Source organism: Prochlorococcus marinus str. MIT 9314 (genome assembly GCF_000760035.1).
GTDB classification, from domain to species: Bacteria; Cyanobacteriota; Cyanobacteriia; order PCC-6307; family Cyanobiaceae; genus Prochlorococcus_A; species Prochlorococcus_A marinus_B.
The window spans coordinates 103,011-116,959 of sequence record NZ_JNAO01000013.1 but is presented as its reverse complement, the minus strand read 5'-3'; the positions used below and the strand labels follow the sequence as shown (position 1 = coordinate 116,959).

Annotated in this window: 17 protein-coding genes and 1 tRNA gene; 10 read left to right on the top strand and 8 right to left on the bottom strand. The window is 31.0% G+C overall.

Features of this window, described 5'->3' with window-relative positions:
• Window positions 1–45 precede the first annotated feature (45 nt).
• On the top strand, window positions 46–606 hold the full coding sequence (locus EU98_RS01385; RefSeq protein ID WP_011863463.1) for a pentapeptide repeat-containing protein: 561 nt from the start codon (window positions 46–48) through the stop codon (window positions 604–606).
• A 9-nt stretch (window positions 607–615) separates the two neighbouring features.
• On the opposite strand, the gene EU98_RS01390 is transcribed toward EU98_RS01385, so the two are convergent.
• The 4 genes from EU98_RS01390 to serA all read right to left on the bottom strand — a co-directional run bounded on the left by EU98_RS01390 (window position 616) and on the right by serA (window position 4,013).
• Window positions 616–984 (bottom strand): hypothetical protein, encoded by a 369-nt coding sequence (locus EU98_RS01390; protein ID WP_011863464.1) that lies wholly within the window; start codon window positions 982–984, stop codon window positions 616–618.
• Window positions 985–1,062: 78 nt separating this feature from the next.
• Window positions 1,063–1,362, bottom strand: a complete 300-nt coding sequence (locus EU98_RS01395) for a ferredoxin (protein WP_011376994.1) — start codon at window positions 1,360–1,362, stop codon at window positions 1,063–1,065.
• A gap of 134 nt (window positions 1,363–1,496) precedes the next feature.
• Complete coding sequence (gene prmA, locus EU98_RS01400; protein WP_032516340.1) at window positions 1,497–2,408, bottom strand: 50S ribosomal protein L11 methyltransferase; 912 nt, start codon at window positions 2,406–2,408, stop codon at window positions 1,497–1,499.
• 18 nt (window positions 2,409–2,426) lie between these two features.
• Window positions 2,427–4,013: a phosphoglycerate dehydrogenase gene (serA, locus tag EU98_RS01405; RefSeq protein WP_032516339.1), complete on the bottom strand. Its 1,587-nt coding sequence runs from the start codon at window positions 4,011–4,013 to the stop codon at window positions 2,427–2,429.
• 99 nt (window positions 4,014–4,112) lie between these two features.
• Here serA and EU98_RS01410 point away from each other — a divergent pair, with 99 nt between their 5' ends.
• The 5 genes from EU98_RS01410 (at window position 4,113) to EU98_RS01430 (ending at window position 6,822) form a co-directional block, all read left to right on the top strand.
• Entirely contained in the window at window positions 4,113–4,679 is a 567-nt protein-coding gene (locus tag EU98_RS01410) for a hypothetical protein (protein ID WP_032516338.1), read from the top strand.
• The gene (locus EU98_RS01415) at window positions 4,680–5,471 is read left to right on the top strand and encodes a photosystem II S4 domain protein (RefSeq protein ID WP_032516337.1); all 792 of its coding nucleotides are present in this window, start codon (window positions 4,680–4,682) and stop codon (window positions 5,469–5,471) included.
• A gap of 50 nt (window positions 5,472–5,521) precedes the next feature.
• Window positions 5,522–5,593: transfer RNA gene (locus EU98_RS01420), tRNA-Val, on the top strand.
• 67 nt (window positions 5,594–5,660) lie between these two features.
• A complete protein-coding gene (locus EU98_RS01425) occupies window positions 5,661–6,278 on the top strand; it encodes a DUF1295 domain-containing protein (RefSeq protein WP_032516336.1) in 618 nt (205 codons plus the stop codon).
• Window positions 6,271–6,822 carry a pyridoxamine 5'-phosphate oxidase family protein gene (locus tag EU98_RS01430; RefSeq protein WP_032516334.1) on the top strand — a complete coding sequence of 184 codons (552 nt, stop codon included), beginning with the start codon at window positions 6,271–6,273 and terminating at the stop codon, window positions 6,820–6,822. Before EU98_RS01425 ends, EU98_RS01430 begins: the two co-directional genes overlap by 8 nt.
• A gap of 239 nt (window positions 6,823–7,061) precedes the next feature.
• On the opposite strand, the gene EU98_RS01435 is transcribed toward EU98_RS01430, so the two are convergent.
• Complete coding sequence (locus tag EU98_RS01435) at window positions 7,062–7,613, bottom strand: DoxX family protein (protein ID WP_032516333.1); 552 nt, start codon at window positions 7,611–7,613, stop codon at window positions 7,062–7,064.
• Window positions 7,614–7,754: 141 nt separating this feature from the next.
• On the bottom strand, window positions 7,755–8,903 hold the full coding sequence (locus EU98_RS01440; RefSeq protein ID WP_032516332.1) for an FAD-binding domain-containing protein: 1,149 nt from the start codon (window positions 8,901–8,903) through the stop codon (window positions 7,755–7,757).
• A 276-nt stretch (window positions 8,904–9,179) separates the two neighbouring features.
• On the opposite strand from EU98_RS01440, the gene EU98_RS01445 reads away from it, so the two are divergent.
• A complete protein-coding gene (locus EU98_RS01445) occupies window positions 9,180–9,929 on the top strand; it encodes an NAD-dependent DNA ligase (protein ID WP_032516331.1) in 750 nt (249 codons plus the stop codon).
• Window positions 9,930–10,037: 108 nt separating this feature from the next.
• Complete coding sequence (locus tag EU98_RS01450; RefSeq protein ID WP_032516330.1) at window positions 10,038–10,967, top strand: oxidoreductase; 930 nt, start codon at window positions 10,038–10,040, stop codon at window positions 10,965–10,967.
• On the opposite strand, the gene EU98_RS01455 is transcribed toward EU98_RS01450, so the two are convergent.
• Complete coding sequence (locus tag EU98_RS01455) at window positions 10,962–11,228, bottom strand: hypothetical protein (protein ID WP_025900824.1); 267 nt, start codon at window positions 11,226–11,228, stop codon at window positions 10,962–10,964. The two genes, EU98_RS01450 and EU98_RS01455, sit on opposite strands and share 6 nt — an antisense overlap.
• A gap of 100 nt (window positions 11,229–11,328) precedes the next feature.
• Between EU98_RS01455 and murD the strand changes: the two genes are divergently transcribed.
• Entirely contained in the window at window positions 11,329–12,759 is a 1,431-nt protein-coding gene (murD, locus tag EU98_RS01460; RefSeq protein WP_032516327.1) for a UDP-N-acetylmuramoyl-L-alanine--D-glutamate ligase, read from the top strand.
• An 86-nt stretch (window positions 12,760–12,845) separates the two neighbouring features.
• Entirely contained in the window at window positions 12,846–13,160 is a 315-nt protein-coding gene (locus EU98_RS01465; protein ID WP_032516326.1) for a hypothetical protein, read from the top strand.
• Window positions 13,161–13,173: 13 nt separating this feature from the next.
• Here the strand turns inward: EU98_RS01465 and EU98_RS01470 are convergent, their stop codons facing one another.
• A complete protein-coding gene (locus EU98_RS01470) occupies window positions 13,174–13,905 on the bottom strand; it encodes a pirin family protein (protein WP_072165472.1) in 732 nt (243 codons plus the stop codon).
• Window positions 13,906–13,949 lie beyond the last annotated feature (44 nt).

The following is a 13,949-nucleotide window of genomic DNA, read 5'->3' as shown; positions in this document are numbered from 1 at the left end:
TAAATGACCAACCCATGAAATAATAGTCATAGGTTTTTCTATTTGATGTCGATCGAAATGGTATCTATTTTTTCATCACTACATAAGTCTTGTAAAAGACTATTTATTTTTCTTCCATTAATTATTGGTTTACTTATTAATCCAATATCTGCAAATGCACTTTATCCTAGTGATCCTTCATCAGTTGACGTTCTAAAAGATGATCTTCACGGTGCTGACCTTCATAATACTGAATATGTTAAATATGATTTATCTAATCAAGATTTAGGAGAAGCTAATCTTCAAGGTGCATATATGAGTGTGACGACTGCAAAAAACTCTAGTTTTAAAGGAGCCAATATGACGGACCTTATTGCATATGCAACACGCTTTGATAATGCCGATTTTACCGATGCAAATCTTACTAATGGCGAGCTAATGAAAAGTGTTTTTGATGGAGCAATTATTGATGGGGCAGACTTTACTGATGCAAATCTTGATCTTTCTCAGAGAAAATCATTATGTGAAAGAGCTAGTGGAACTAACTCACAAACTGGAGTTAATACAATTGATAGTCTTGAATGCACTGGCTTAAAAGGTTACATGCCTCCAAAGCCAAAAGCATAATATTTAAAGCTAACCAATTTCAGAAGGGAAGATATTACCAGGTTCTTTTGAGCCTGGTTTTTTGCTATACCACCATTCTTGTATATCAGAAGAAAATTTCTTTGAAAAAAGAGTTATAACTGTCTCAACAGGTTTTGATCCAGGCTCCAAAATCTGAACTGAGTAAGATGGACATTTTCTTGAAGCCATATCAGCAACGAACCTAGACCCTATTCTTCTCCAACTAGGCTCCTTACTTCTCCAAGCAAGCCTTGAGCAGGGCCAAGGTAACTCTTCCCTATCATAAAGTCTGCAACATGGGCCAATTACCTTATAACTGTACTGACCACCATAACTTGATTGGACACTGCCAGTCTTGAAAAATTCAAATTTATCCATTCACAAAAAAAAGCCACCTTCATAGAGGGTGGCAGAGAAATAATCAATAATCAACTTAGAAAAGTTAAATTTTTATAATTAGTACAATTCTTCCTCAGCATGAGTTGTAATTGTTACGTCAGATGTTGGATAAGCAACACAAGTAAGAACAAAACCAGCTTCTAGTTGGTCGTCATCCAAGAAACTTTGATCAGACTGATCAACACTACCTGAAGTAACTTTTCCAGCACATGTTGAACATGCACCAGCTCTGCAGGAATAAGGAAGGTCGATACCTTGTTCTTCAGCCGCATCGAGGATGTATTGGTCATCAGGTACTTCAATAGTTGAATTGAGACCTTCACCTTCGCTGATGAGAGTAACTTTGTAAGAAGCCATTTAAATAAAAAATTGTTGGTAATTAATACCTATCAAATACATTTTTAACATCGATTAGGTCGATATGTGAGATTTTGAAGTAAAAAATGACACAATAAAATGTATGAAAGAGTATCTATAAGAAAAACTTATACTTAGGTTGGATTGCTGGCTTTTTGCGCAGAAATGCATGCCCAATCTTTTCTAGTTGATACATCCAATAATTTCAAGTCATGCTGAATTAATATTTTTATAATTTCATCCTTTTGTGAATTCAGAATTCCACTGAAAATTACTTCCCCATTGTTTCTCAAGCACTTATAGATATTTGGAATCATTCCTTTTATTACTTCAGCAAGAATATTGCATAAAACAAAATCAAATTGTTCGAGTTGATTTTTTAAAATTACCTCATTAAAAGATCCCAAATATGTATTTAATTTGTTTAAATTACCGAAATTTAGTTGGAAATTAGATTTTGTTGAATTTATAGCTAAATAATCATTATCCACTGCACAAACCTCTTTAGCGCCAAGTAATCTTGCGGCGACGCTCAAAATCCCGCTACCGCTCCCAATATCTAATACCTTTTTATCAGAAAATAAAATATTCTCCATTTTTTCCAAGCAAAGATAAGTTGAAGGATGACTTCCTGTACCAAAAGCTGCTCCAGGATCAATTTTTATGATTTGTTTATCTTTAAATTTTTTATTTAGATTTATCCAACAAGGCAATATTAAAAAATGATTTCCTACTAATTCAGGAGCCCAATATTTCTTCCAACTTGTTAACCAATCCTCCTCTTTGATAATACTCCATTCAAAAAATTTATTCTTAGGGGGATTAATGTTTAAAAGTTTGCTAATTATTTTTTCAAAACCACTTCTAGAACTCTCATCCCAATCATCAATTGGAAGCCATATATTAACTTTTCTTTTATTTTCATTTTTAATTAAATATTCAAATGAAAAACTAAATATTCCCAGCTCATTTAATTTCCAAATAATAATTTCTTCAGAATCACTTTCTATAAAAAAAGTTAGTTTATACCAATCTTTAGTTTCCATTAATTAGTTAAAGCCACTTCATAGAGTAACTGGATTAGCGTTGGTAATCCCATCTACTTCAATAATGGTATCAAGCAACTTATTAGGTATTGGATCATCAATACTTAGAACCATGACAGCTTCCCCTCTAACAATTTTGCGCCCAACTTGCATTGAGGCAATATTTACATTGTTGCTACCTAATAAAGACCCCAGCTTGCCAATAATGCCTGGCATATCTCTGTGCCTAGTAACCAACATATATCTGCTTGGTGATACATTAACTGGGTATTGATCAATACTAATAATTCTTAATTCCCCATCAGCAAAAATGCTTCCCGCTACGCTATGGTCGCCGTTATCTCCATAAGTGGTTAACTGAAGCGAACCACTAGCAAATTCAGGTCTTGCCTCATCTTTATTTTCGACTACTGAAATACCTCTTGAATCTGCTTCTAGCGAAGCATTCACATAATTAATCCTATCTCCCAAAGCTTTACTTAGAAGGCCTTTTAGACTAGCTATTATTAATGGCTGAGAAGGATGTTGAACAAATTCACCTTGAAGCTTTACTTCTAGTTTCTGTATCTGCCCACCTGAAAGCTGGCTTATAAGAAGACCCATGGTTTCAGCTAACTGCAAATGAGGTTTCAGACTATCCATAATATCAGGGCTCAAACCTGGAATATTTACTGCAGTTCTAGCAGATAAACCAAGCAAGACATCCCTTATTTGTTCCGCAACATCAACAGCTACATTTTCTTGTGCTTCCCGAGTAGATGCTCCTAAGTGAGGGGTAAGAATAAGATTCTTTTCAACCTTCAAAAGTGGTGAATTAGATTCCAAAGGTTCTTTAGAAAAGACATCTATTGCAGCACCCGCAATCAATGATTGATTTAAAGCTTGTGCTAATGCCTCTTCATCAATCAAGCCTCCTCGAGCACAATTAATTAATTTTGCGCTACTTTTCATATTTTTAAGCACCTCCATATTTACTAAATTCTCTGTCTCTGGTGTGCGAGGTAAATGCAAAGTTACATAATCGGATTGTTGGAATAAATCTTCTAGATCAGATAGTTTAACTTGGATTTGTTGAGCTCTTTCAGTTGAAACAAAGGGATCATATCCGCAAACTTCCATTCCTAATGCATTAGCAACTTTTGCTACATGAGCACCAATTTTCCCTAAACCTACTACACCTAATTTTTTCTCATAAAGCTCATTCCCAACGAATTTCTTTCTCTCCCATTTACCTAACAAAGTACTACTATTAGCAACTGGAATATGCCTAGATAAGGCCAACATCATAGCTATAGTATGTTCAGCCGCTGCTATTGTGTTACCCCCTGGAGAATTAACAACAAGGACTCCTTTTTGCGTAGCAGCCTTAACATCTACATTATCGACTCCAACTCCTGCTCTCCCAATGATTCTCAGTTTACTTGAAGAGTTAATAATTTCTTCGGTCACTTGAGTACCAGAACGAATCATTAAAGCATCATATTCTTTAATAATGGAAGCTAACTCAGAGTCTGAGATCCCTATCTTCTGATCAACCTGAGCAACTTGTGAAAGAATATCGATTCCTTTTTGATCAATTGGATCTGTAATGAGAACTTTTGTCATTTAAGATTGGTTCTTTAATCTTTTACTTTAACTTAATCTATAGTGTATGTATCTTATTTTATTAATTTGAATAACACACAAACATTTGAGGATTGAAATTTGACTAAAAGTATTGTGATATTTGAAGACATTAATAAATGTATCCAGCTATTTGATGTTTTCAACGAAAAATCAGTAATGCTCTCTGAAGCTATTTTGATCCCACCAATAAGTGAGAAAATATCATCAGACGAAACAGAATTGCTAAATGCGAAAGCAAATATCTTATTCAAATCTCAAAATTTTGAAGATATAAGAATCTTAAATCCTAAACTTGATAGGAAGATCAGGCAAAAAGATATGAGTAGATGGCTAATGCCGTTTGGATTTATAGCTGGAATAGCTTTTTCTAATATGACAAATTTATCTACCTTCAGCTTTCTTGGTTTAAATAACATCGGGGAATCTCTCATTGGAGGACTTTTAGGAATGGGTTCAGGATATTTAGGAAGCATTGTCTCTTCTGCAAGTATCAACATTAATAGAAATAAAGAGTTAAGATCAATCATTAATTTTAATAAAGAGGGTAAATGGCTTGTTCTACTTGAAAATCAAATTGGAACTGAATTACCTTGGGCTTTGATAAAACAATCAGAAGCAAAAGATGTAATTTTTTTAGAAGGCTAAATGATTGACTTAAAAGAAATCTTAATAAATTCAAACTACAAAAAAGAAATTGAGGAGTTAATAAATATTGCTAACTTAGCATACAAACACTGGGAAACTTATTGGACTGGGTTTAATTCAACTTATGTTTGCGAAGAGATTTTAAAAGATTTTGAAAATTTAAATGATTTCAAATTTTTTATTTATGGAGGATTCTCCTCTTCTCAAAGATCTAGGATAGCTTGCTTTAGAGGGGATAATATTCCTGAGGAGGATGCGCTAAAAAGTAATTTTCCAGCTCAAGGAATAAAAATTAATGGAAATTTTTTATTTGATAATGCTACACAAGATGATTTTAGATCCCTCTTAATTGAAAATGGGGTTAATCAATTAAAAGTTGGAGATATATGGACTATTGGCGATAGGGGAGCACAAGGAATAATTGATAATTTAGATATTGAGCATTTAGATGAAAAGATTTTTTATTTGAGAGACGTAAAAGTAAAAATTAATGTAGTAGGTATAGATGAATTACAAATACCTTCTGGAAGATCAAAAAAACTTGTCAATACAGTAGAAGCTTCAACAAGATTAGATGCTATAGCTTCAGCGGGCTTTAGGGTATCACGAACCAAAATCATTGAAAGGATAGAAAATGGAATGCTTAGATTAAATGGAAGCAAAGTTAATAAACCAACAATTAATCTAAAAATTGGCGACAAACTAGAACTTGAAAATAAAGGATTTATTGAAATTTTAAATTTAGAAATAACCAAAAGAGAACGATGGAAAGTTAAATTACTTAGAAAATGAAACGCAACCTGCTATTTTCTTATAAGGGGAATAAAAAATTTCTTCAATTTGGGCGATTAGCTCAGTGGTAGAGCACTACCTCGACACGGTAGTGGCCACTGGTTCGAATCCAGTATCGCCCATTAAAACTTTTGACAACTTAGGTTAGATCCACAGAAAATAATTTCATTTTTTAGATTATTCAAAAAGATGAAACTTAATCAATTAATTAATCTACATAAGGGGCTCACTGCATTTGTAGTGATAGGTCTCATGATTTTTTTTGATAATTTTACGATCGCTCCCTACGTTTATTTAGCTCTGCATGGTACTTATGGATTACTTTGGCTTTTAAAAGAAAAGATATTCCCAGATCCTTATTTTAAAGAAAAAATCAATTTTTTAACTTCAGTTACTGGTTTTATTTTCCTTGGAAGTTACTGGGTAGCTCCCTACATTCTTATCTCATCTGAGAAATCTGTTCCAAATATTGTAATAGCTGCTTCTGTATCTATAAATATAATTGGTGTGTTTCTACACTTTGCTAGTGATGCCCAAAAATATTTTTCTCTTAAATTAAAAAAAGATCTAATTAAAGAAGGATTTTTCGAAAATATAAGAAATACAAATTATTTAGGAGAAATACTAATTTATCTATCATTCGCCATCCTCTCAATGAGTTTCGTTCCATTGGTAATTCTTGCAATATTTTTCTCTATAGTTTTTCTACCAAGAATGATAAAAAAAGATAAATCGCTCTCAAAATATGATTCATTCGAAGAATACAAAAAGAAAAGTGGTCTAATATTGCCTAAATTAAATGCCTGATAACAACTTACCCAGTTGGAGGCAAGATTTAAAATCTTCTAGAAAAAAAGAGGGCAAATCACCCTCTAATAGATGGATACAGCTTGCAACAGTCAGCGAAGGAAATGAGCCAAGATTAAGAACAGTTGTTTTCAGAGGATGGCATAAAGACAGTTCAATGATAATTTTCACAGATAGAAGAAGTGAAAAAATTGGGCATTTAAAATCCAACCCTAATGCAGAAATATTATGGTTCTTTTTGAAAACCAAATCACAATATAGATTTAAAGGAAAAATACGTGAATTAAGTGACAACAAAAATTATTGGGATTCATTATCAGAAAAATCCAAATCTTCTTGGTTTTGGGGGTCTCCTGGAGAGAAAATAAACCCAAAAGTCCAATCTACTCATTTAAGATTATCCAATCTACCCAAGTCAGAAAATTTTGTGGTTCTAAATTTTGAAGTATATTCAGTAGATCTTCTTAAATTAGAACAGCCTGTTCATAAACGATATCTTTGGGAAAAGGTTAAAAAATGGGAAAAAGTTGAAATTAATCCTTAAATATTTCTAAATTGTATATTTAGGTTGAAATACATATAGTGATAAGTCAGTTTTAAAAAAGAAGCATTATTTATATGAATTTCTCAGAAATTCCAGAAAACCCTTTTATTTTTCTATCTTGGGTGACTGCCATAGGGCTTTTTATAAGTCTTTGTGAAGCAACGATTAAGATAAAGCTTGAGAAGAGAAACAGTTATCGAAAAAGGTTAGAACTAATAAATAGTCTTTATCCTAAAAAGTTAGCTTGAAGTATCTGAGAGTATATTCGCTTGCAGAAATTGAAATAAACCACCTTTGCTTGTCTCTTCTTTAACTTCAACTTGATTGGGAGTTTTTGCTTTTGTTGAAGGTATAATTTCCTCCTCGTCTTCTGATTTCAAAATTCTGATAATGACTTCATCTAAGGAGAAGTTACCGGGACCTGTTAATGAAATTGAAGTTGCTGAAGCGAAATATAAAAGTAAAAGCTCTAGTAAGAAAATATTAAAACCTGAAGTAACAAGTGCATGATATATAGCCACGGAAATTGTTCCAACAATTGCCAAAGCTCCGAATCTTGTGGCTAAGCCTATAATTAATAACCAACTACCACCTATTTCTGAGAATGCCGCTATGTATGATAAAAATATTGGGAATGGAAGATGTAATGGTCTTACAAAAGCATCAGCGAAATTTTCTATATTTGCTAATTTCTCGTAACCGTGGTGTATAAGAACAGTTCCAGTTATAACTCTAAGAATTAATAAAGCAGTATCTTTGCTAAACGACTTGGTAAGAATTGTTGAAAGCACTAGTAAAAATTTATCCTTAAGTAAAAATAACTAGTCACAGTATCCATCGTGGATTAAAGAGCAAAAGTCGCACCTAAATAAGTATTTATACCTACTTATCAGAGGGTTATTTTCTGATTAGGAATTCAACTAAGTTAAAAATTATTTTTTTGAAAAATTTTCTAATATTCTCTGATTTATTTTTGGAATATTTTCTTTAAATTTAAAAAACCCTCTTTTAGCAAATTTCCAAGCGAATAAATCTTCATCCCTCACAAGATTAAAAATTTTTTTATGGTGTAAATTTTTAAACTCAGTTATGAAATCATAATTTTCTCCCACTCCAGGATAAATAATGTCTATTTCGTTAGTATTTTTAAAAGTATTTTCCAATGAACAAGGATCAATCTGTTCAACATTATCAAATTGCTCTAAAAATTCATAGACCAAATCTTGTTTAAATTTCAATACAGATTCAGACAATTTAATTTGTCTTTGTTCATTTTTTAAAAGGATAATAAATACTCTTTTATAGCTTGGAAGTAAATTTTTAAGGGTTGCAAGGTGTAGATCATTTTCAAACATAATCAGATTATCTGATTTAGGCTCCATATCATTTTTATAAATCTCATCTTCAAATGGTATTTGATTAGATTCTTCAAGAAAAATCTGTTGATTACATATTTTTTCTACATTAAATCTATTATTTGAAAACTTTCTGAGGTTTGATGATGAAAAAAGATATTGTTTTCCCTTCGTTTGCAATCCTCCGACCCATCTCCAGCTAAGGAGATTAGATGAAGCATCTCCATCAAAAAGATATTTAAAGAAAAACTTTGCTCCCAATTGCCATGGGAGACCTAAATTAAATATCCAAGTACTCGCAAACCACATTCTTGTATGGTTATGCAAATAGTTGTACTGCTTTAATTCATATACCCAAGAATTAAAAAAATCTAATTCTGTATTGCCATTAATTGCACTTTCATATAACTCATAATCAAAATCGAGATTATTTTCTGAAATAAAATTTCTCCAAACTTTAGGTCTATTTTCCATCCACCCTTTCCAGTAAACTCTCCAAAATATTTCTTCAACAAATTTAGTTGAATTTTTGATTTTGTACTTACTTTTAATATCATGGATCAGATCATATTCCGATAATATTCTATGAGTAATGAAAGGCGATAATTTTGAAACTGAACTTTCGTTATTTGGCCCAAAATCAAAATTTCTTAATTTTGCATAATCATTGATTTTGTATTTCGCAAAATTTTCCCATGTATTTTGAGCTTTTAATAAAAATGACATTTTCTAATAACTTTAAAAAATTTTTTTTTATTGGTTGAAAATTCAAAAATTTGCCTTTGAATTAATCTTTAAAATTTTCTGTTTCACTTATAAGTAAATATGTTTGATTGAAGTATTTAATTTAAAACGTCTTATAAGTACATTTTATACTCTTAAATCGCTCTCTGCGTAGGAGGATGTTTAGTGGTTAATTACTTTTTAGATCTAATTTTAATTTTCAAATCTTTATTTAATTGATTTTTTCTAAAAGATTTTTAAATATTTATCAAAATTATTATGAATAATTTATTAGTGAGAGATGTTAAGTATCTAGATGAACAATACAGAATAGGTGAAGGCATAATTTCGGATGATGCATTTAAGCAACTTGAAAAGCTCGTTATTCCTGTTGATCGAGAGCCTGACTACTTTAATCAAAAAAATAATAAATTTTTGCCAAAATTAGCCAAAGAAAACTATAAAGAATTTTTGGAAAGTTTATTAACAAAAACAAGATTAAGCATTCAACCAAAAATTGATGGCTGTGCTATTGCAATTAGATATCTAGATGGCAAGTTTAATAAAGCTATTACAAAAAAAGGATTTGATGTCTCAAGCAAAATTAAACAAATTAAAAATATCCCCGATTGTATTCCTATCAAACGAGATTTTCAAATTAGAGGTGAACTATACGCTACAAACCAAGTTGCCGGCATTTCCCAAAGAATTACAAGAAAATACCTCAATGATAAGAAAGGGATTGGAGAAAGTCTCCGCTTTTGCTGTTTCCAAATACTTAATGGAAGACTTAATCAATACGAAACCCTTAACTATCTTAAAAAATGTGGCTTCAGCACCCCTGACAGTTACTTCACAAATCATACAAGCGAAATCCAAATATATAAAAAAAATTGGTTAGAGAAAAAAATATTTGCGAAATATCCAACTAATGGGATAGTTGTAAAAATAAATAGTAGGAAATTACAGTTACTTAGAGAGAAAAGTTTATCTCAAAATAACGAATGGCAATATGCAATTGAAAAATAATATTAAATAGTACCTTTAATAAGAGCTCACGATACTGACTTCCAGTATTTACAGTGGAATAGTAATTAAATTTTGGTTAAATTCCAAAGCAATTTGCAGGATTACTAAATGACTGCCACTATTTCAAGACCTAAAATTTCTAACTGGGAAACATCTAATATTCCAAACCTTACAGGCAAAACAGCGCTAATCACTGGTGCGAATAGTGGTCTTGGATACTACACTGCAAAGGCCTTAGCAGAAAAAAATGCTCATGTTGTTATAGCTTGTAGATCACTTGAAAAAGCTAATCAAACTATCAAAAAACTTAACAGTCTTAATCCTGAAGGATTATTTACACCTTTAGAATTAGATTTGTCAGATTTAAATAATATTGTTGAAGTTCAGTCCAAAATTTTTGATAATTTTGAAAATTTGGATTTACTTATCAATAATGCAGGTATTATGCATCCGCCTAAAACTCTTAGTGCCCAAGGATATGAAATACAATTTGCAGTTAATCATTTAGCTCATATGCTTTTGACTCTAAAGCTACTTCCAATTATTGAAAAAAAAGAAGAATCTAGAATAGTGACGGTGACTTCCGGAGCACAATTTTTTGGCAAAGTTGGTTGGAAAAATCTGAAAGCCGAGAACTATTATAACAAATGGGAATCTTACTCCAATAGCAAATTGGCAAATGTAATGTTCGCTTTGGAACTAAATGAGAACTTAAAGCACAAAAATATACTTTCTTTAGCTGCTCACCCAGGAATTGCAAAAACAAATCTCTTTACTGCTCAAAAACCTAACCCTGGTCCATTAGAAACATTCTCATTAGAATTATTTAGTCCTATTTTTCAAACTGCTGAGATGGGTGCTTTACCTCAGCTTTTTGCAGCTACTTCACCAGACGTAAGAGGTGGAGATCATTATGGTCCTAGATTTAATTTCAGAGGTCATCCAAAACTATCCCCTACTTCTCCTTTCGCCATGAATAAAAAAGAAAGAAAAAATTTATGGGGAAAAAGCCTCGAAATACTTAATAATTTCTTATAAATTTTTCATTTTTACTAACTTTAGAAAATACTTCAAGATATGTAATTCACTCTCTGAGAGTTTCATAAATTCTGTTAAGGCATCATAATTTTTTTCATCAATTTTTTTTGACAATTGAATAAAACTATCATGGTTTTCATTAACAAAGCGCTCAGCAATCTGAGACGGAGTTAAACCCTGTTCAATTAATTCACCTGGAGCATTTTTCTCCCACTTTTCATAAAACCAAGAGAACCAATATTTTGCAGTATTATCTTCCATTAATTAACTTTTCTTGGGTGAATACTATAAATACTGAAGAAAAATCTCATGATTGAATTACCCTTTAAACACAATTAATATAAATGCAATTATAAATTTAATGATAGATAATCATTCAAGTAAAAGAAATATTAATCTTGTAATTGGATTAGGTAAATCTGGATTTTGGGCTGCCAAGTATTTGAGAAGCATCAATAAGAGAGTAATTGTTTGGGAAAGTAAAGATGGGATAGAATTCTTAGAAAGAAAAACAGCATTAGAAGAGCTTAATATCATAGTTTCTCTAAATAAAGAATTTGTATTTGAAGAAATTCAACCTTTTTTGAAAGAGATAGAATCTGTTGTTGTAAGTCCATCAATACCTTATGACCATATAACTATTATTGAATTAAAAAAAAAGGGAATTAAAGTAATTGGAGAAATTAATGTTGCATGGGAAATTTTAAAAGACACAAATTGGATAGGTATTACTGGCACTAATGGCAAGACTACTGTTACTCATCTACTAAGCCATATACTCTGTGATACTGGATTATATGCTCCTTTTGCTGGAAATATTGGTACACCTTTATGTAAGTATGCTCACTCCAAAAAACATGAAAAAATTGATTGGGTTGTAGCTGAATTAAGCAGTTATCAAATAGAAATATCTCCAGAAGTAAAACCTAATATTGGAATATGGACAACCTTCACAGAAGATCATCTTGAAAGACATAAAACACTTGAAAACTATTTCAACATAAAAAAAAGCTTATTAGAAAAATCTGATTTTAGAATTTATAATTATGACGATAAAAACCTAAGAAATCACTACAATTCGCTATCAAGAGGGGTTTGGATAACAACTAGTTTTGATAAATCAAATTTTATTCATTGCGATTATTGGATAGATGAACAAGCGTACATTGTTGAGAGAGGGAAGAAATTATTCAAACTTGAACATTTTTCTTTAAAAGGAATGCATAATCTTCAAAATCTTTTATTGGTAATTGCAGCAGCAAGAAAAGTTGGATTATCTGGCAAGAAGATTAAAGATTCTTTATCTAATTACAAACAATTGCCCCATAGGATGGAAACAATTTATAAAAATAATAATCTGGAAATCATTAATGATAGTAAAGCTACAAATTTTGACTCATCTATTGCGGGAATAAGTTCAATTGAAGGTCAAATAATAATCATTGCTGGGGGTAGATTAAAAGGTAATGAATATAGTGAGTGGATAAAAGTTTTAAAGAAAAAAGTTAAATGTGTTTTCCTTTTTGGAGAAAGCTCAAAAGTCCTAAAAATGGCGCTTCTTAATGAAGGATTTAAAAAAAATATTTTTGTATTTTCAGAACTAAAAGAGCTTTTAAATTTTGTTTTTCATTATTTACGAAATAATAGGGTCGGAACATTATTATTCTCACCTTCATGCTCTAGTTTTGATCAATTTAAAAATTATGAAGAGCGTGGAGATTATTTCAAGAAACTAATAAGTGAAAAATTAAAGGTTAATAAATCCATTTTTTGTTCAAGTATCATTTCGTAATTTTCAGGTCGGTCATCACAACCGTTTACCCTCTAGCAAATATTCACTTAATTAGTTAGATTTTGACTAAGAAATAACCACTAGCAATGAGTGAACCTAACAATTTACCTCAAGCAATAAGTCATAAAAAATTAAGTTACTTGATGCTTAAGGCACAAAAGGATTCTCATTTTTCTGATGAATTAGCAGAAATAGAAAGCCCTGAAAAAAGAGAATTTGAAGAGTTAATCAACAATTGGGAAGCTTCAACCAAGAAGGTAGTTAATGAGTTATCAAAAAGAAAAGAGAATTTACTAAAAGATAAATCACCAAATTCTTTAATTGCACTTGGTGCTATGGAAGTTCACCTTAATATGGCTTTGCAAGCCTTAAATGCATTTAATAAAGGAGTTGATGGGTAAAATAACAAATAAATTATAAGGAAGGCATCGAAAATAAGAGAAAATCTAAGTTTTTTTCAGTATTTATAGAAACATCATCATAATAATTAACTTCAAAACCCAAGCCATCTCCAGATTCGAGAAATATATTTGAATTAGAATCTTTACTTTTTAATAATAGATTACCTTCTATTATTTGTATCCAATTATATTTATCGATTTTCAATGGCAATTTTTTTTCTTTAATTGGCTTATATTTACAACGCCATAAAGAGATACTTTGATTTAGAAAAAGCTTATTATTTTTACCGTCTTTGTAATTAAAAATAAGATTGTCCCCCAACTTTTCATTTAATGAAATTTGATCATATCGAGGTTTGATATTTTCTTTTTGAGGGTATATCCAAATTTGGAACAACTTACAGATCTCATTTTCTTCATTCTTCTCGCTATGAGAGATTCCAGTACCTGCAGACATAACTTGTACTTCATCTTTGTGAATTTTTCCAAGATTGTTTAAAGAGTCTCTATGAGTTATTGCTCCTTTTGTTACGACAGTAATTATTTCCATATTTGCATGAGAATGTGTATTAAATCCTGCATTAGGAGAAATAATATCTTCGTTTATAACTCTAATTTTCCCAAAATTATCCCATTTTGGATCTCTATGCTCTGCGAAAGAAAATGAATGCATCGAATTTAGCCATTCTCTAGTCGATCTAAATCTTTCGTGCGATTTCCTTGATTTAATTATTTTCAAAGACATAAATACTAAGAAATAAATATGGTGTATTTGTGAAAATTAAATAT